This window comes from Luteitalea pratensis, from assembly GCF_001618865.1.
GTDB lineage: Bacteria > Acidobacteriota > Vicinamibacteria > Vicinamibacterales > Vicinamibacteraceae > Luteitalea > Luteitalea pratensis.
In genome coordinates this window covers 3007253-3026278 of the sequence record NZ_CP015136.1, presented here as the reverse complement: position 1 = coordinate 3026278, position 19026 = coordinate 3007253, and the positions used below count along the sequence as shown (strand labels likewise).

Below are 19026 nucleotides of genomic sequence, written 5' to 3'. Positions count from 1 at the left end.
GATGCGTCGTATCGGGCGACTCGGCTAGAGTAGTACTCGGCACGGGCACTCCCGCGGTTTCCTTGTGCCATTGACGAGTCTGTACGCCGATGGGCCCAGACCGACGGTACGAGATCTCGGACCTGTATCACGCCGCACTGGCTCGGGCGCCCGGAGACCGCGAGGCGTTCCTGGAAGAGGCGTGCGCTGGCGAACCGAACCTGCGAAGCGAGCTGGACTCGCTGCTGCAGTATGCGTCGGAGTCCGCAGCTTTTCTTGAAATACCGCCAGCCGTCTTCACCACAGCGACGCCGGCGGTGGACGACACATCGCACATGCTCGAACGCGCCGTTGGCGCCTATCGCATCGTCTCCCTGCTCGGCAGAGGCGGCATGGGTGAGGTCTATCGCGCCCGGGACAGCAAACTGAATCGTGAGGCGGCCATCAAGATCCTGCCGCCACGCTTCACGGGCGACCCGGATCGTCGCGCTCGGCTGATCCGCGAAGCGCGCCTGCTCGCCACTCTCAATCATCCCCACATCGGTGCGATCTATGGTGTCGAGGAGACTGAAGGCCTGACCGCCCTGGCGCTCGAACTGGTGGAAGGACCCACACTCGCCCAGCAGCTCAAGCGAGGCCCGTTGCCAGTCGCCCGGGCGTTGCTGGTTGCGCGCCAGATTGCCGACGCGCTCGACGCCGCGCACGCGAAGGGCATCGTCCATCGGGACCTCAAACCGGCGAACATCGTCCTGCAAGGCGGCGCCACCGAGCCGGTGTGCGCGAAGGTCCTTGACTTCGGCATAGCGAAATCGACGGCGTCCGAGCCGGACAGTCAGTTGGTGTCGACTGACCTCGACTCGGTGACGGACACGGCGGCGGGGCGAATTCTCGGCACGCCTGCGTATATGAGCCCCGAGCAGGCGCTCGGGCTGGCTGTGGACAGGCGGACCGACGTGTGGGCGTTCGGATGCGTGGTGTTCGAGATGCTGTCAGGAGCGCCGCCATTCGACGCGGAGACAACCACGGACACGATGGCACACGTGTTCGAACGGGGGCCGGACTGGTCGGCGTTGCCGGCGGCCGTCCCGGACCCGGTCCGCAAACTGCTTCGACGATGCCTTCAGCAGGATCCCGGGCGCCGGTCTCGTGACCTCCGTGACGCGATTCTCGAGCTCGACGAGAGCCTGTCTGCCAGCCAATCGGACAGCACCTTCCGCCAACGCCGCCTCGGCGCCGATCTGCCGATCTGGGCCGCGGTGATCGCTGCGCTGATGCTCACCGGCGGGACGTGGTGGCTGTGGCAATCATCCGCACGGGTCCTGGCCAGCCCGCCCGTCATGCGTGTGAACGTCGATCTCGGGCCCGACGTGTCGATGGAACTCGCCATCAATCCCTCAGCGGGGATTTCGCCGAATGGGGAACGTCTGGTGGTCATCTCCAATCGCCGTTTGCTCACACGTCGACTGCGAGACTCCGAGGCGGCCACACTTGCAGGCACCGAGGGCGCTTCCGCGTTCTTCTTCTCGCCGGACAGCCAGTTCGTCGCATTCGAGGCGGATGGCCGGCTCAAACGCGTGGCGCTCGACGGAGGGTCGGTCACGACGTTATGTGAGTTGCCGCCGGGTCCTGCGCCGGGAGGCCTGCGCGGCGGAAGCTGGGGAGAAGACAACGCCATCGTCCTTGCGACATCCACAGGCACGCTGGGGCGCGTACCGGCCGGCGGCGGAACGGTCGTGCCGCTGGGGCGACTCGAGGGCGAGTACACGCAACGGTGGCCGCAGGTGCTCCCCGGGGCGAAGGCCGTGATCTTCACCAGCCATCGGCATCCCGACTGGTTCGATCGCGCCCGCATCGACGTGCTCTCGCTTGCGAACGGCCAGCGCAAGACCCTGGTGACGGGCGCAACGTTCGGGCGCTTCGCGGTCGGTCCAGACGGCAACGGGTACCTCACGTTCATCCGGGCCGGAACCCTGTTTGCTGTCCCGTTCGATCCGAGTCGACTCGAACTCCGTGGCTCGCCGGTTCGCGTGGTTGAAGGCATCGCCTACAACAGGACCGTGGGGTCCGCCGAGATGGACATATCCAGGACGGGCATCCTGCTGTACCGCCGCGAACTCGAGACGCGGCTGGACTGGTTGGAGAGTTCGGGCTCGACCAGGGCCTTGCTGCCCGAGCCAGGCGACTACCGGGCTCCGGCGCTCTCGTCGGACGGCAACCGCATCGCCTTCACCCTGGGAAACGATGTGTGGGTGTACGACTGGCAGCGTCGAATCCGGACCCAGGTAACGACGGGCATACCCACCGGCGGCCCCGTCTGGACATCCGATGATCGCTTCATCGTGTTCAGCACGATTGACACCATCGCCTGGGTTTCAGCCGACGGGGGCGCGGCCCGCCATGAGCTGCTTCCACCAAGGCGCGCGGTACTGCGCTATCCGACATCCATCGGCGAGACGGCAGGGACCCGCCGGTTGGCGTTCATGCAACTCGATGTCGGAGGGCACGACCGCTGGGATCTCTGGACTGTGCCCCTACAGGTGGACGGTTCGGGATTGCGTGCGTCAGAGCCAGAACCGTTCCTGAAGACGTCCCACGATGAGCGTCAGCTACGGTTCTCGCACGATGGACGATGGGTGACCTACGCTTCTGACGAGTCTGGAGGCCGACTGGAGATCTACGTACGGGCGTTTCCCGATGACGGACGTCGATGGAAGGTGTCGGACGGCGGCGGGTCGGCGTCCCAGTGGGCATGGCGCCCGCCGTACGTCTTCTTTCAGGCCGACAGTCACGTGCTCATGCTGGCGCCGCCCCGCGTCACGAGCGCAGCCTTCGTCCCGGGCACACCACGTCGTTGGTCGGCGTTGCGGATGGTTGACCATGCGGGGCCGAGCGTGTTCTCCGTCTCACGCGATGGCACGCGCGTGGCCGCCCTGGTACCCGATGCCGTGTCCGCCGACCAATCGCGGCACGTCATCACGCTGTGGACCGACTTCCTCGACGCGGCTGGACGTAGTGACTCGCCCTCGCCTGCTCACTGACGCGTGCATTTGCGCTAACCCTTCGTGCTCGCTATCGCGTCGGCCCGAATGCATGATTGAGATCGTAATGCGCGACCCGGCGTCCGAGGTCCACGCCGGCTTCGCTCGATCCGCGATAGTGCAGCCCTGCCCAGAGTCGGGCGCCGACGATCTCGTCGCGCAACTCATCGCTGCTGACAAAGTGACGCGTGGCATTCAGGTTTCCTGGTGGCCCGCCCGGGTCGAAGCCGCGGATATCGATCTCGATCTGCTCGGTCCCAAGAAATTCAGTGAGGACTTCGGCGACGGCGGACGTAATCGACCCGTGTGCACCAGGGTACTCAGGATGATTCGGCGTGGCGATCAGCGGACGCCAACCGAATTCCTCGATCGTCCGGTCGTTCCCGTCGTCAAAGCCCGGTACTGGACCGAAGCCGTCTGTGACCACCGACGAGGGATCCACCGCGGTGACCGGTCGCCAGAACAGGAATTCGTACTTCCAGTGCATCACGGCGATCTGCGCGTCTGCGCCGACGACATTGATCATCGCCAGGAGCCGTGCAGTCTGCAGCAGGCTCAAGGATCGGGCCGTCGAAAGCTCCCGCCCGAGCCGGTTGTACTGCCTGATCACGTTGGCGGTCCAGAATCGCGCAACTGCCGTCTCGTCGGCGCTTCGAACACTGCTCGTGGCCGACCCGAGCCACCTGATCTCCTCGAACTCTTTCACCCATCGCTGACCGGCGAGTGGAGGCGGTGACGCCGGCCGGAACTGGCGCGGATTGCTCAGCAGGAACGGCTGCACCTGGCCCACCCATGGCGTCTGAGGCGCGGCGAACGCTGGCGGCGTGAGACGCCAAACGCCTGGACCGGGCTCCTTGGTCGGGAATGCTGACGTCACGCCTATCGGCGTGATCCGTCCATCGTCGGCACGAAGCACGACGATCGCCTGCGCCGCGGCGGCTCCGATCGCCCGGCCGTGGTCTTTGGCGCCATCCTCGGGAATCAGCGCGAGCGCTTCTCCGTGCAAGGCATCGAGCGATGCCGCCTGCGCCGGGAAGTGATGTCGCAGGGTGAGGTAGGCGGCCTCCACGACCGCCGCTTCGATCGACGCGCGCGGATCGGCAACGATGTCGAAGTGATACGTCTCGTACGAGCCGTCGATCGCCGTCACGGCGTTGTAGACGGCTGCCGAAACGTAGGCCATGTAGACCAGACCTTCGTTTTGAAATGTGCCGGCGCTCACCACCGTGTCCTCCGCAATCTGATTCCACTGCTGGACGGCATTTCCTGGCGGGAGCGCTGCGCGAGCGTCGAGACAGGTCGTGGTGAGGACCGAGACGGCCACGATGCTGCGCGGAAGCCACGACAGCAGACGGCAATGTGTGAGTACGCATCTCATGGGTATGGCTCCTTATCGCGCACGGGCCCGCGCACCTGTGTTCCGTTGGTCGTGCGCTCGTTCACGTGATGTGCGTGTTGACACGTGGTCGGCGCAGGTCGGCCCGGCGCACTCCTAGAGGCGATAAACTGGGCGCCGAACTGTCACGTCGCGTCGTCGATCTGAAAGCGTCATGACCCCAGATGGAGTTCACACTGCTGCGGAGCGGCGTCGCCATCTCACCACGCTCCTGGTGAACGGGATGGAGGGCGATAGCGCCGCGATGGACGAACTGCTGTCACTCGTCTACGACGAATTGCGCCGCCTGGCTCGACGGCAGATGGCGGGTGAGCACAAGCGGCACGTCCTTCAGCCAACGGCTCTGGTGAACGAGGCGTTCCTCCGGCTGGTCGACATTCACCAGGTCCGATGGAGGAATCGGGCGCACTTTTTCGCAATGGCAGCGCGGCTGATGCGTCGGATTCTGGTCGAGCACGCCCGCGCACGCGGTTTTCAGAAGCGCGGCGGCGGTGCCGCGCATGTGACCTTCGACGAGGACGTGATGACTCCGTCTGGTGCGTCTCCCGATGTCGTCGCGCTCGACGGTGCGCTCGAAGCGCTGGCGTTGGTTCACGAACGGAAAGCACGCGTGGTCGAGCTTCGGTACTTCGGCGGACTCTCCGTCCAGGAGACAGGCGCGGTACTGCAGGTCTCCGCCGAGACCGTCATGCGGGATTGGAAATTCGCGAAGACTTGGCTGCTGCGTGAGCTCTCGCGACAAACGAAACAGCGAGCGTGAGCGGCGGCGAACCGCCGCGCGGCGAGGCGGACCGATGGGTGCGAGACTAGGATTGGAACCTCCGGTGGAGGGAACTGGGCTCCCCGCGGGCTGCAACGCGTTGGGGCCTTCCGGCAGCTGTCCCTCGCCATGCGCTTGGTGCGTCCGGCACAGTCATTCGGCGTCTTGACGACCGGTCATCCGCTCGAGGCGTCGGCGTTCGGCCGCCGCGTAAGATGCATTGAGCTGCAACAGCCGGAGTGCGAAGAAGAGGCCGTTGATGGCGAAGAGGGTCGGCAGGACGAGTACGCCCCCTGCCTGCCAGTCGATCCAGCACAGGATCGGCGCCGCGACGACCAAAGTGACGGCGATGGCGGTGTTGCGTCGCCTCACCGCGGCGTCGCCTTCGAGACTGCGGATGCGTGAGGGGTGAACGACGGTCAGTAGCGGTGGCTGGCTCCGCCCCGCGATGTCGAACACGTCCAACCGCACCGAGGGATGGCGTTCGGCGCGCTCGCGACAGAGCGCCTCGGCCTCGGCGAGCGCATCGACGATCACGCAGCTCGCGGCGCCATGACCGGTCGGTACGCCGTCGATGTCGCACGGCTCGCCGCCATCGAGCAACGACGCGAACACCGCGAACTGCCCTGGCCGGATAATGTCCATCCAGTCCCGTGGCTGTCGCGACGCGTCGTACAGGCGGACGATGCGCACGCCCAGCAGCCTACCGCACGCGCCGGTACGCCAGTCGGCCGGTGCCCGCGCACCCGCCGAACGCAGGGCGTAGCCGCCGTCCATCGCGTCGCTCTACTCGGCAGCGGTTTTACTCCGCCAGGCGCCCCAAGGCCAAATGATGCCCGTGAGCGACTCCGGCAAGCGCCGGATCTGCACCGCTCCGCCGCAGCGAGTGCAATTGTGAACTGGCGTCACGGCGGGTGCGGCCGTAATCTGACTGGAAAGAGCCGTGGATGTAGCCGCGCGCGGCGCGATGATGCGGGCGATGACGCTCCGTACACCCTGGAGGCGCTACCCGCCGTCAACCATCGGTTTCCCGCCTTCAGCCGCGTGCTCCGCAGGTAGCCTGCGCGAGCCCGCTGAGAAGGTGGTGCGGCACGTGCGCCGAGTGATCCTGATCACCCACCAGGCAAAAAAAGCAGGAGAGTCACGATGAGCAGCCCAGAATTGGTCAAGGGCGACGCCGCCCCGACCGCCGCGACGGTCGATCTGAAACTCGAGGTCGTCGTCATTCCGGTGTCCGACGTCGATCGGTCCAAGCGTTTCTACGAGAGCCTGGGGTGGCGGATGGATGGCGACTTCACCAACGGGCCTGACTGGCGCGGGGTGCAGATGACGCCTCCCGGATCACCGTGCTCGATTCACTTCGGCAAGGGCATCACGGCGGCGGAACCGGGCTCGAGCAAGAACCCGTACCTGATCGTGTCCAACATGGAGATGGCCCGGACGGAACTCATCGGCCGTGGCGCCGACGTGAGCGAGCCGTTCCACTTCGCCAGCATCGGGGGCCCGCGCCTGCCCGGGCGCGACCCAGACGCACACTCCTACAACACCTATGCAACGTTCAGCGATCCCGACGGCAACAGCTGGCTGCTCCAGGAGATCACGACACGGCTTCCCGGCCGGGGATTCAGCAGCCTCGACGTCGCGACCCTGACTGAACTGCTGAAGGACGCCGAGAACGGGCACGGCCAGTTCGAACCGACCGCGCCGAAGCACCACTGGTCGGATTGGTACGCCGCCTACATCGTCGCGCGTGGCGAAGGCAAGACGTCCGAGGAAGCGGCCGCGGCCGGCACTCGCCACATCGACGCCGTCCTGCGGTGACGCCGTCATGAGCACCCTGATTCGCGCCAGGTTGAAGTCGGATCACGGAGGTAAGGCCATGCTCGTTCCTGGGACAACAGCGCGCATCTGGGCGGTGGCGATCCTTGCCGCGGTTGGCGTGGTCGTCGGCAGCGCCGTGACGGTGTCCGTGGCGCAGGCACCGCAGCAGGGAATCCGGCGAATCGACCTTCAACGGCACGATCTGGGCGTCCCCGGACGCGAAGTCGTGCAAGTGCGCGTCGAGCTGGATGCCGGCGTGGCGTTTGGCCGGCATTCGCATCCCGGCGAAGAGATTGTCAATGTCCTGGAAGGCTCGTTGGAGTACCAGATCGACGGCAAGCCGCCAGTGACCCTCAAGGCCGGCGGCGTCCTGTTCATTCCTGCAGGTATGGTCCACGCGGCGAAAAACGTCGGCAGCGGCAGCGGCGTGGAACTCGCCACGTACATCGTCGAGAAGGGCAAGCCGCTGCTCGTCATGGCCAGGTAGCCGGAGCGTGATGTCATGCCAGCGACACGCGTCTTCGGCCGACGCACATTTCTTGGCTCGGCGGTGATGACGCTGGCCGTGATCGGCGTGCACACACCCGAGTTCGCCTTCGAGAAGGACCTCGACAACGTGCGTCGCGCGATGCAGCACATGAACATCGGCTTCCCGATCGCGCTCGACAACCACTACGTCCTCTGGCGGGCGTTCGACAACCACCACTGGCCCGCGCTCTACCTCCTCGACGCGGGCGGACGCGTCCGCTACCGCCACTTCGGCGAGGGCGAGTACGAGCGGTCGGAGAAGGCCATGCAGCGACTGCTCGGAGCCTCCGGCGCCACGGGCGACGACCGCGGCATCGTGTCGGTCATGGCGACGGGATTCGAGCTGGCCGCCGATTGGCCGAGCCTGAAATCTCCCGAGATCTACCTCGGGCATGACCGCAGCGAGGGCTTCGCATCGCCGGGCGGCGCGTCGTTGGCAAAGCGCCGCGCCTACAAGGTCCCGGCGCGGCTGGATCTCAATCGTTGGGCCCTCGACGGCGAGTGGACGATGGAAAGCCAGCCGACGATCCTCGGCAGCGCCCCTGGACGGATCGTCTGCCAATTTCACGCGCGCGACGTCCACCTGGTCATGGGGCCGCTGCATCGCGATGGCCGGGTGCGCTTTCGCGTCTCGGTCGACGGTCAGCCGCCAGGTCCTGCGCGCGGCGTGGACGTCGACGACCGCGGCGCCGGCACGGTCATCGAGCAGCGCTTGTATCAACTGGTCCGGCAACCCGGGCTCATCGTCGATCGGACCTTCGAGATCGAGTTCCTCGACGGCGGCGTAGAGGCGTTCGCATTCACGTTCGGCTGACGGCGTTCGCGGGCTACGAGGCCAGGAGTCGAACAATGACGCGAGTAAGGGCAGCGGCCGTCCAGTTGAGCCCCGTGCTCTACAGCCGTGAGGGCACCATCGACAAGGTGGTGCGCACCATCGCCGACCTCGGACGACGTGGCGTGCACTTTGCCACCTTCCCGGAGACGGTGGTCCCGTACTACCCGTATTTTTCGTTCATCCAGGAGATGGTTCGGGCCTGCGCGCCGTCGACAGCAAGGTCGGCAGGATCGGCCAACTGGCGTGCTGGGAGCACTACAACCCATTGGCGCGCTACGCCATGATGGCGGACGGGGAGCAGATACACTCGGCCATGTACCCCGGCTCGATCTTCGGCCCTCGGTTCGCCGAGCAGACGGAGATCAACATCCGGCAGCATGCGCTCGAGTCCGCGTGCTTCGTGGTCTGCGCAACCGCCTGGCTCGATCCCGATCAGCAGGCGCAGATTGCGACGGACACGGAGAGCAGCATCGGCCCGATCTCCGGCGGGTGCTTCACGGCCATCGTGGCGCCCGATGGCACGCTGCTCGGCGAGCCAATCCGTTCGGGCGAAGGCGTGCTCGTCGCCGACCTCGACTTCACGCTCATCGAAAGGCGCAAGCAGCTGATGGACTCGCGCGGTCACTACAGCCGGCCCGAACTCCTCAGCCTGCTCATCGACCGAACGCCGGCTCTGCACGTCCACGACCGCGAGGTGCATCCCCGGTCAGTCGCAGAAGAGGGCCGTGAGCCCGACTGTTCCGAGGACGGCACAGATTCCTGAGCGCGTCGGCCTCGGTCAGTGCTCGGCGGACCGGGGGCCGAGGCGTCCGGCCATCGTTACCAGGTGTGGGAGCGAGTCGGCCTTCATCTTCCGCATCACCTGACCTCTGTGCGCCTTCACGGTGATCTCGCTGATGCCGAGTTCGCCACCGACCTGCTTGTTCAACAGCCCGGACACGACCAATGCCATCACCTCGCGTTCGCGGGGCGTCAATGACGTATAGCAGTTCCTCAAGACTTGAACCTCCGAGTCGAGACGGAGCGCGGCGCGACTCCGCTCGATGGCACCGCGACCCGTCGCGACGCAGCGCGACACGCTTTCCGCGACGTCGCGCGGCTCGAGCCCGTATCCGGACGTAAAGTCGGCGCTGACCGGTACGTCGACTGCAGACACGATGTCGGCGATGTGGCGCAGGGTGCGATCGCGGACAACCGCGGTCTCGGAGTCAAGCAACCCCTGAGAGAAGGCAAAGCCTGCGCTAGTCGTGGCCAGCGCGGGGAATCCGAGCTGCCGCAGGTACCGCGCCGACCCGGCGTCCCATGGATTGGGGATCACGAAGCAACCGGCGGCGTGCAGGGCTCGGACAGCGCCTCTTCGCGCGTCGAGAGCGGCCCGGGACGGCACGGCCTTTGTTGCAATGGTCGTCGGCGGTAACGCCTGGTCGAGATTGTTCTTCGGAGGCTCCATGCTGTGAGGGCAGTTCACCGCATAGACCGGACGCGATGTCGATCTGTGACAGCGCGACCATGATGTGTCGGCGGTCACGACATGTCGTGCCTGACGCGGCTCGGCGCCTACGCCAGCGCTCATCGAGGCGTTGGTGCATACCTCGATCGGGACTCGTAGTCCGCCCAACCCAAGGCCGCGTCACCGACCGATCGCAGACGACTCCGGCCTGCCGGGAATCTTCTCCAGAAACCTCACGTCCATCGTTGTCGATCGCTGATGTATAGTTTCCGGAGCGACTCTCGACGGCGACGGCGAACGCTTCCTATGCCCCGACGTCGCCGGATCGCGGCACGGCGAGAACTGCTGTGACGATTTCGTCGATTGAGACTAAGTACGCCAGCTCGACTGCACTCCCAGCGTCTGGCGAACCACTCACATAGACATAGAATCGGTCGCAACATGACGTTGTCCGCTGGCGTCCGGTTCGGATGCTACGAAGTGGTGGCGCTCCTCGGGTCCGGCGGCATGGGCGAGGTCTATCGCGCGCGCGATACACACCTCGGTCGTTCGGTCGCGCTGAAGATCCTGCCGGAGGCGTTCGCGACCGATAGTGATCGGATCGCGCGTTTTGTCCGCGAGGCTCAGACACTCGCTGCACTCAATCATCCTTCAATCGCGCAAATCTACGGCGTCGTCGAGCGGCACCCGTCTTCAGACACCAGCGGCCGTGCGCTCGTGATCGAGCTGGTCGAGGGGGAAACGCTCGCTGATCGCATTGCGCGCGCCCCGATTCCGTTTGACGAGACGGTACCGATTGCCCGCCAGATCGCCGACGCGCTCGCCGCGGCGCACGCCGTCGGAATCGTCCATCGCGATCTCAAACCTGCGAATATCAAGATTCGTGCCGATGGCGTCGTCAAGGTGCTCGACTTTGGTTTGGCCAAAGTTGATGCGCCACCGCCAAGCGTTCGGTCGCCAGTGCGACGACGATTACCAGTCCTGCGCTGACGGCGAGCGGCGTCATTCTCGGCACGGCCGCCTACATGAGCCCCGAACAGGCGAAAGGACGTCCGACAGACAAACGATCGGATATCTGGGCGTTCGGCTGCGTACTATTCGAGATGCTCACGGGTGAACGCGCGTTTCCCGCCGATGACGTCGCGGAAGCGCTCGCGGCGGTGCTCAAGACCGAACCCGACTGGAGCGCACTGCCCGCCGACATGCCGCCCCTTGCGCGCCGCCTTGTGCAGCGATGCCTGGAAAAGAATGTCAGCGCGCGCGTTCCTGATATCGCCGTCGCGCTGTTCGAGCTGTCCGAGCTGGCGACGGCGTGGCCAACGACACAAGCAACAGCGGCTCCGCGCAGAGGACGAACGCGGTGGCTCGTCGCGGCGGCGAGTCTTGCCGCAGCACTTGCGTCGGGCGTCGGCGTCTGGTTGTGGCTTCGACCGGATGGCAGCGCCACCTTACACGCGCCTGTGACCCGCCTGGCGCTCGTGCCGCCGTCCGGCGTGCAGTTTGCGGACGTGCCATATCCACTGGCAATTACGCCGGATGGCCGTCGAATCGTTTTTGTCGGTGAGAAGAATGGCGTCAGGCAGTTCTACGTCAGATCGTTGGACAGTCTTGACGCACAGCTCATTCCAGGCACCGAAGGCATCGATCCGCGCGTAACACTCTCGCCGGATGGGCGATCGCTGCTTGCGTTCGATCTGCGCAACCGGACGCTGAAGAAAGTGCCGATCGATGGCGGAACAGCGGAATCGATTTGCCAACTGCCGGGCGCCACACTCGGGGTTGTGAGAGGCGCGTCGTGGGGCCGCGGCGGCAACATCGTCTTTGCCATGGAGCCTGAGCCGGGGCTGATGATCGTGCGCGACACCGGTGGAGTTGCGCAACGGCTCACCAAGGCCGCCGAAGGCGACGTTCACGGGCGACCACAGTTTCTACCGGACGGCAAACGGGTATTGTTCACGGGCATTCGGGCTCAAGGTGGACTTTTTGTCGCCAGTACCGATACCCGAGAAGTTCGTTCGGTGATGCCAGCACCTTTCGCGCAATACGTGGCGAACGGGCATTTGCTCTTCCTCCGGGACGGCACGTTGTGGGTGGTGAAGTTTGACGTGAATGCCTTGCAGCCCATCGGCGATGCTTCGCCGCTCGCCGAGGCAGTGTCATTTGTTTTTCCTGGTGGACCGGCGCGCATGAGCGTTTCGGACGACGGAAGGCTTGTGTACATGGTTGGGGCGGCAGTGACTGGTCGCGCTACGCGCGAATCGTCGTTGATGCTCGTTGACACAGCAGCAGGACGTGAATCGCCACTCCCCAACATTCCGCCGGGCCCGTACGCGTTTGTTCGCATCTCGCCGACCGGAGACAAGATCGCGGTTGGCACCAACCCGGGGGCGGCAGCGCGCGTAAAGGTGTACGACACGCGCCGCAGTGTCATGACACCGATCACAGCTGATACACGAAGCGGGCGTCCACTCTGGGCAGATCGAGAGACCCTGGTGTTCGAGCAGATCCGCGGTGGCGCGGCTGCGGTGTACTCGCAACGCGCCGACGGCACCGGTCAGGCGACGCTGGTGTGGACACCGAGCGCCGGCGGATGGACGTATGCGCCAAATGCGCGATTGCCGGATGGACGTCTCATTGTTTCGAGGGCGCGCCTTGGTTCGTATGGCATCTACCGTGAACAGGATCTGCTACTGGCGACGCCGGGGAATCCGGCGGCAACGCCACTACTGGCCTCCACTGCCAATGAGGCAAATGGAGCGGTGTCACCGAACGGCGAGTGGATTGCGTACGAGTCGGATCGAACCGGACGCTACGAAGTGTGGCTCGAACGCTTTCCTCAGATGACCGAGCGGCAACCCGTGTCCACGACGGGCGGCGCGTCTCCGGTCTGGTCGATCGACGGCAAGCGGTTGTTCTACATGTCGAACGATGGCCGACAGGTATTCGAAGTGCAAGTGTCCTCACGACAGGGACCGGCACTCACGGTTTCTAAGCCGCGGTTACGAGTCCAGGGAGACTACATGGCTCCGCTGTGGGGTTATCGGCGCTTCGACGTGATGCCGGATGGCAATCAGTTCGTGTTGCTGAAGCCGGCAGCTGAAGATCGAGGCACTCCTCTTGAAGCCGTTGTTGTGGAAGGCTGGTTTGATGAGCTGAGACGACGCCTACCCTAGCAGCCCGTATATGGTGAAAGTATCGCTGCTACGTCCAAGGACATTCTGCATGTTCTCGCGAGTTCTCGTCGCTTTGGTACCAGGAGAACGACAGCCGGCGCAGGAGTGGAGCCTAGCAAGGTGTGGTCGTCCAGGTCACTCGAGTGCGCGCTCGAGTTCCGACGCCACATGTCGTGCGCCTGATGGTGTTCGATGAGGTATGTACGGTGACACGGGATCATGATCGGCTCGCCCGACTCGCCTATCGAGCCGCAATGAAGGCGTCCTAGGCAGACAACATGGAATGACCAGCCCGCAGCGCCGGAGCTGATTCTATTGCCGGCATCTGCAATTTCGTTGCAGCAGTTGTCGTGCCGATCCGGAGGTACTGCGTGAAGCTCGTATCCCGTCTGACGTTGGCCTTGCTTGTCGGGTTACTCGCGCACGTCCAAGGCCTGACTGGTCAGGCCCCGCCAGCTGGCCGAGGCACGTCCGGCCAGGCCAGCGCGCTCTCCTTCGGGGCGCCGGTTGCGCGCGGCGTGCGTTCGGGTGAGGTTCACGAGTATGGATTGACGATCGCCGCGGGGGATCTGGTGTCCGGCACCATCACCGTCAGCGGGTTGGCGGCTCTCGTTCAAGTCGGCGATTGGGACAGACGACCGTAAGCGTGCGTGAACGAGAGCCCGTAGCCGATGGTCATCGCGCTGCGAACGGGACGTGGTCGTCATGCGGATCATATCGGCTGTCACGGACGCTCGACGCCTCAAAGGCCATACGGGCCGGCGTAGGCGTGGCGGCAACTCGCGCGAGAACGCACAGAATGTCGGTGAGCCCAGCTTGGCGGCCTGCCAGTGTCGACAGGCCGCCGCTGGATCACTACCTTACCCGTGACGCGCCCCACCTACACCGGGCAGAGAAGCGGCGTACGCGTGAACGGGTCGCACAAGGGGAACACACGGGTCCGGCACGCTGCCCAACCGGTCGCGAAGGCTGCCGCGCCGACCAAACCACCTCCGGCCGGCCCGAATCCCATCCCACCTGACGGATCGAAGCCGAAGCCGCCCTGCAATCCCACCTGTCCGAGACCCGGTTGCTGAACGATCGTTCCCTGCACGATCGTCGGGTCCCAGCAGCCGCCGGGCGCGCTCGGACACGCGTCCACCGCCGACGGACAGATCCGCGTCGGGCACTGGAACGAGAGCGACGGCGCGCATTGCACCGGCGCCGTCACCTGACAGATGACCTGACGAGTCGCACAGATCGTCAGTTGCGACGGACAGATCGTGAACACCGATGGTCGGCACCAGGCCGTCCGCGTCGGACAGGTGAAGACCGTCTGAGGCGGACAGATCAAGGGGCTCGTAGCCGCTCCGCCACCAGGTGCGCCGACAGTTCCCGCACCGACTCCTGCGCCCCCGCCCGCAAGGAAGTCCTGCTGAATCTGCCCGCGAAGGAAGCGGGCGTACAAGCGCTCCAGTCCTGGGCCTTGCTTGATGGCTGCGTCAGCCTTGATCCACACCCAGCTGCCGCCGAGCGGATTGACGTCAGGAGGAATGTCCTGCGTGTGCACGATCGCGTCGCCGGGGATCTCCAGCGATCGCGACATTTCCGGGTCCAGATAAAGACGGCGGTGCCTCTCCTCCGACGAGGCCCCCAGCCAGCCCTGGAGCATCGTCAAATCGGGAGGATTCTTCGGATCCGGGACGAGACGGTCCGCCAACGATCTCGTGTCGTTCTTCCTTGGTGTTTCAGCCATTCGACCTCCTTGTCAGTGCTGCGTTGGTGCGACTCGATCGAAGCCCGAACTGCCCGTTAACCACGGAATCCGCATGACGAGCGACCACAATCCGATGTCAGGCCAGAGGGGACGGAGGGTTACCGCAGCTGCGCGGCGAGATTCGTGCGGATGCGCGCGAACAAGCCGGGCGAGCGTTCGACGGAGGCGGCAGTGCGGCGCGCGTCCGCAACCCCCGCGATCCATGAGGCGGCGCACGATCGCGTAGACGACCGCAGAGTCTCGCGGGTCGCGCGGGTCAGGGATCCAGCCGGCGGTGTGGCCAGTGCATAGAACGCCCCCTTCCGGGGCCGCGGCTTCTCACCGCGGTCGGAGCATGCGCCACGGACACAACGATGCCGCGAACGGTTCCAACAGCACCGTCGCTTTGGCTGGCACTGAAGACCTACACAGTCCGCAGCATTGATATCAAGGGGGGATGATCGGACTCCACGCGCTCGAGGTCAAGCGATTTTGTGAGCCATCGTACCTCGTCTGTACCCGGCGTGAATCGTTCAGCAAAAGTCGAAGCTGACGGCCGTGTATCTGCGTCGACTCTCGCCGTCATTCGCGGCTTCGGGAGCACGCTGCCGAAGAGAACGATGTCGCCCGTGACTGCAGTGCCGCCGTGTATGACTCCGCGCAACAGTCACTCGCTTGACATCGGTGGTGGCAGCCTCTGTCGGCGAAGTTGTCGTGCGCCAGAACGGCTTCATCCCATGGGTGCCCCACCGAGGACTTGGTGATAGCGCTCCGGAGTTCTTACGACGAGTGTTCCCCCTGGGACTGACCAGAAAACAACAGCACGGATGACACGATCTCCGGCGCCGCGAGGCGCAGAAAAAACCAGCCCGTTCCGGCGTTCCCCAGCATCAGACCCGGATTGTCGCTGCCCCCGGTCACGCCCGGCGGCCAGGGCAGTTGGGCATTCTCGTACGTCTCGATGCCGCGAATCGCCGCCTGACACGCGGGAAGGCGCCATGAAGGATCCCCAAGAATCTCCGCGCCGACGAGGAGTATGTCGGCATTGCCGGCGGTGCCATGACAGAGACACCAGCTTCCGCCAGCCGGGGCTGCGGTCTCGACGTTGACAGCAGTCGTGTATAGGGCGGCTTCGGCCTGCTGGCGGTAGTCCGGCCGGTTGGTCAACTGCCACGCCCGAAGTCGCGCCAGCGCGATGCCGGCGGCCCCGTGACACCAGGTCGTCGAGTAACCCCACTGTGCCACGGGCGTGTTCGGTGCCATCTCCCGAAAGTCCGGCCAGTTGCTGTGTTCGGGAGAAAACCACTGTTGTTCGTACGCGATGCCATGCTCGGCGGCGCTGCTGAACCGGGAGTCGCCGGTGGCCTGCGCGAGTTCCAACAGCGCCAGCGCGATCCCTGATGCCCCGTGTGACAGTCCACACAGGTCGCGGTTCTCGAACCCCGCGGTGGGAGGCAGCGTTGTCCACGACCAGCCGCGCTCCGAGCGATTCGCGGCGGCGAGTAACGCCTCGCCGTGGCGTACTGCGGCGGCAAGGGCCGCGGGCCGATCGTACCGTCTGTGCACGTCGAGCAGGAATGGAATGACGCCAGCGCTCCCGCTCATGACGTCCAGCATGCCGGCAGCAGGATCGAGACGCGTGATGCGGTCCACCAGCTCGAGGCCGCGATCGGTCCACTGTGCACGGCCCAGCGAGGCGCCCGTGTCGAGCAGCGCCCATGCGATGCCCGCCCAGCCGGACCAGACCGCGGCCCTCGACTCCTGCGGGATGGACTCCAGTTGCGACAGGCATTGTTCGAGGGCGGCCTCGGCGGTGAGCGAGAAGAGCCGCTCGCCGGTGCGCTCGTGCAACCGCGCCAGGAACATCGCGATACCGGGCGTGCCGCTGTACAGATCGGGACCGGACGCCTTCAGCGCCACAGCCCACTGGTTGTTCACCGGCTCCATATGATCGCCCAGCCAGGCGGCGCGAGGACCGTCGCGGACGGCGTCTCGCACGAGGCGGGCGCCGATTCGATCGGCGGCACGGAGCGCGGCATCCCGCACCGCAGCAGGATCAAGTGACGCGAACGTCATAGATGTCGACCGAGCCTGGATTGAGCCAAGGACGTTCGGGCGGTATGCCGGCGCGGACAAATGCGTCGACGATGTGCTCGAGGCGCGCTGATTCCGTGTGAACGCCGCGTTGATACGACGTCCACACGCCTTCGGCGATCAGGCGACAACGCGACGTTCCGAAACTTTCGCCGTTGCCTGGATCCTCCGCGAACGCCAACCCGGGCGCCAGGCGTTTCGAGAACAACGGCACCTCTGGCTTCAGATAGTCCACGAGCTTCGTGTAGAGCTCCTCGACGAGCAGCGCGGTGATGTCCCACTGACGTCTGCCAACGAACAGCACGCCCGCGTCGAAGCGATCGTAGAGCTCGGGATAGGCCAGGCACTTGAAGCGGAACGGCACCTGAAAGCGGTTGAAGCGGGAGATCAGCTCGCGAACCATCGGCACGGCGCCTTCGGGGCGCAGATGCCAGTAGATGCGGACAAGGGTGGTCTGCTCGTAGAACGGCTGCACGTTCTCGCTGAGCACCACGTAGAAACCATCCTGGAAGTTGCGCAGTTCCTTGGCCAGATAGGCGCTGACAATCGCGCCGTTCTGGACCGACACCTGCGACCCGGTCGTCCCACCGAGCGGAATGTACTGACCCGGATAGAACATCTGCGCGTTGCCGTGCTTGTGCGCCTGGACGACGCCGTTCGGCATGACTTGATAGACCTGCCATCCATGGTCCCATCGCTCACGGCCCGGATTGGCGCGTGAGAGCTCGTTGGTCATGTTCGTCAACCGCGACGGCGCTTGCGGGATCGTCCGGCCAGCGAACGTCCGATTGTAGACACTGCCGTAGAACTGTGCCTGAAGCGCACCGAGCATCGCCTCTTGCGGCGAGACCGTCCCGCCCGCAGCCAGGCTGGGCTGCTCGGCAACCCGAATCGACTGTCCCGCGAACGAGTACTCGTAAGGAGACAGGATGGTGAGTTCGCGCAGCGCCGCCATCAAGGCAGCATCCACGTTGAGCGAGTGTGGTGGTGCGTGAACCGTCATCACAGGGCCATCAGTTCGGAAACGGCCGCGCGCGGCTCTTCGAGGATGTTGAGGCTGACCTGCAGCATGAAGATCGCATGCGGTGTCAACTGCGTCATCTGGTACATCGACTCGAAGACGGTCTGGATCATGCGAGCGGCGCCGAAGCTGATGCAGGTGTCGAGCAGGTCCCGCTCCGCTGTCCCGCTGACGCCCATGGTCTCGGCATACGCTCGCCAGAACGCTCGCATGGCCGGCTGCATCGCCTCCAGCGGGTAGTGTGCGCGCGCCACCAGCTGTTCGGGGTCATTGACCACCCCGTCGGCAGGCATCGAGAAGATCCAGCAGGAGAGCCACGATTGCAGCATCGAGCCCGCGTCCCAGCGCGGGTCACCAAGATCGGCAATCTCCCAGTCGACGACCTTGATCTCCGGCTCCTGGTCCGTCCCGTTCGTGTACGCCAGCACGCAGTTCTCGAACTTCATGTCGCCGTGAATCAGGGTGTCGCGGCGCCACGACGCTTGCAGCGCGTCCAGACGTTTCGGAAAGTTTGGATAACGTTGCACCAGCGAGAGCATCTGCGCATTGGCACCGCTCAGATTCAAGACCGACGACTGCGTCTGCTGCGAAATGGTCAGCGCCCACGGAATCATGCCCGGGAAGATGTGTCCGTGCGTCGTCTGCGTGAGCGTACCGGCGGCGCGGCCATGATAGGTGGCGAGGGCGCAGCCGAACTGCGCCGCGAGTGTTTCCGAGAAACGGTTCGTGCGCCGGGCGTGGGCCGCAAGGTTCTCGGCGCCTGGCAGAAGTTCGAGGACGAGCAGGCGCTGAACCGGATCCCACACGTGACAGCGCGGCATCATCGCCGCCAGCGGTGCCAATGTGCCGTTGGCCTGTTGCACGAGCGCGTACGTCGCCGCCTCGCGCATCAGCGTTTGAACCGACATCGGCTGCGTCGGTACAGCCTCCTTTACGAAGTACCCCGCTCCAGCCTTGCGCATCACCAGCGAATTGCGATGCCTGCTGGTGGAGTCGGCGACGGTCAGGCCACCGTCGATGATCTCCGACTTCTGCATCAGGCCGCGTCGGATGAGCTCGTGGACAACGTGGATTTTCGAGTTGTTCATGGAAAGGACGGGCGGCCTGCCAGAGTCTAGCAGGCCGCCGCAACATCGTCAGATCAGGGGCGCCGCGGCCGGTTACACGACCTGACGCACATCAGAACTGACCGGTAT

Annotated in this window: 14 protein-coding genes and 1 pseudogene; 8 read left to right on the top strand and 7 right to left on the bottom strand. The window is 65.1% G+C overall.

What is annotated here, in order from left to right:
- Positions 1-89: 89 nt before the first annotated feature.
- Entirely contained in the window at positions 90-3017 is a 2928-nt protein-coding gene (locus LuPra_RS12445; protein ID WP_110171042.1) for a protein kinase domain-containing protein, read from the top strand.
- A gap of 31 nt (positions 3018-3048) precedes the next feature.
- Here LuPra_RS12445 and LuPra_RS12440 read toward each other — a convergent pair whose 3' ends face one another.
- On the bottom strand, positions 3049-4395 hold the full coding sequence (locus LuPra_RS12440; protein WP_110171041.1) for a vanadium-dependent haloperoxidase: 1347 nt from the start codon (positions 4393-4395) through the stop codon (positions 3049-3051).
- Positions 4396-4567: 172 nt separating this feature from the next.
- Here LuPra_RS12440 and LuPra_RS12435 point away from each other — a divergent pair, with 172 nt between their 5' ends.
- Positions 4568-5173 (top strand): sigma-70 family RNA polymerase sigma factor, encoded by a 606-nt coding sequence (locus tag LuPra_RS12435; RefSeq protein ID WP_110171040.1) that lies wholly within the window; start codon positions 4568-4570, stop codon positions 5171-5173.
- Positions 5174-5326: 153 nt separating this feature from the next.
- Here the strand turns inward: LuPra_RS12435 and LuPra_RS12430 are convergent, their stop codons facing one another.
- Positions 5327-5950, bottom strand: coding sequence for a hypothetical protein (locus LuPra_RS12430; RefSeq protein WP_110171039.1), 624 nt, complete (start codon positions 5948-5950; stop codon positions 5327-5329).
- Between the two features lie 369 nt (positions 5951-6319).
- Between LuPra_RS12430 and LuPra_RS12425 the strand changes: the two genes are divergently transcribed.
- From LuPra_RS12425 to LuPra_RS12410, 4 genes and pseudogenes are all read left to right on the top strand, one after another.
- Positions 6320-6994 (top strand): VOC family protein, encoded by a 675-nt coding sequence (locus LuPra_RS12425; RefSeq protein ID WP_110171038.1) that lies wholly within the window; start codon positions 6320-6322, stop codon positions 6992-6994.
- Between the two features lie 58 nt (positions 6995-7052).
- A complete protein-coding gene (locus LuPra_RS12420; protein WP_110174662.1) occupies positions 7053-7481 on the top strand; it encodes a cupin domain-containing protein in 429 nt (142 codons plus the stop codon).
- 15 nt (positions 7482-7496) lie between these two features.
- Positions 7497-8336, top strand: a complete 840-nt coding sequence (locus LuPra_RS12415; RefSeq protein ID WP_110171037.1) for a thioredoxin family protein — start codon at positions 7497-7499, stop codon at positions 8334-8336.
- Positions 8337-8371: 35 nt separating this feature from the next.
- Positions 8372-9120, top strand: a pseudogene (locus LuPra_RS12410) (nitrilase-related carbon-nitrogen hydrolase).
- A gap of 15 nt (positions 9121-9135) precedes the next feature.
- On the opposite strand, the gene LuPra_RS12405 reads toward LuPra_RS12410, so the two are convergent.
- The gene (locus tag LuPra_RS12405) at positions 9136-9807 is read right to left on the bottom strand and encodes an isocitrate lyase/phosphoenolpyruvate mutase family protein (RefSeq protein ID WP_110171036.1); all 672 of its coding nucleotides are present in this window, start codon (positions 9805-9807) and stop codon (positions 9136-9138) included.
- Positions 9808-10287: 480 nt separating this feature from the next.
- On the opposite strand from LuPra_RS12405, the gene LuPra_RS33830 reads away from it, so the two are divergent.
- Both LuPra_RS33830 and LuPra_RS12395 read left to right on the top strand, forming a co-directional pair.
- A complete protein-coding gene (locus LuPra_RS33830) occupies positions 10288-10797 on the top strand; it encodes a serine/threonine-protein kinase (protein ID WP_157899077.1) in 510 nt (169 codons plus the stop codon).
- Positions 10779-12980, top strand: coding sequence for a protein kinase domain-containing protein (locus LuPra_RS12395; protein ID WP_335340791.1), 2202 nt, complete (start codon positions 10779-10781; stop codon positions 12978-12980). The genes LuPra_RS33830 and LuPra_RS12395 overlap by 19 nt, the downstream gene beginning before the upstream one ends.
- Positions 12981-13860: 880 nt before the next feature.
- Here the strand turns inward: LuPra_RS12395 and LuPra_RS12385 are convergent.
- The 4 genes from LuPra_RS12385 to LuPra_RS12370 all read right to left on the bottom strand — a co-directional run bounded on the left by LuPra_RS12385 (position 13861) and on the right by LuPra_RS12370 (position 18918).
- Positions 13861-14565 (bottom strand): hypothetical protein, encoded by a 705-nt coding sequence (locus LuPra_RS12385; RefSeq protein ID WP_110171032.1) that lies wholly within the window; start codon positions 14563-14565, stop codon positions 13861-13863.
- A 930-nt stretch (positions 14566-15495) separates the two neighbouring features.
- Positions 15496-16791, bottom strand: coding sequence for a lanthionine synthetase LanC family protein (locus tag LuPra_RS12380; RefSeq protein WP_110171031.1), 1296 nt, complete (start codon positions 16789-16791; stop codon positions 15496-15498).
- Positions 16772-17812 carry a T3SS effector HopA1 family protein gene (locus tag LuPra_RS12375; RefSeq protein WP_110171030.1) on the bottom strand — a complete coding sequence of 347 codons (1041 nt, stop codon included), beginning with the start codon at positions 17810-17812 and terminating at the stop codon, positions 16772-16774. Before LuPra_RS12375 ends, LuPra_RS12380 begins: the two co-directional genes overlap by 20 nt.
- Positions 17812-18918, bottom strand: coding sequence for a phosphotransferase (locus LuPra_RS12370; RefSeq protein WP_110171029.1), 1107 nt, complete (start codon positions 18916-18918; stop codon positions 17812-17814). The genes LuPra_RS12375 and LuPra_RS12370 overlap by 1 nt, the downstream gene beginning before the upstream one ends.
- Positions 18919-19026: the final 108 nt, after the last annotated feature.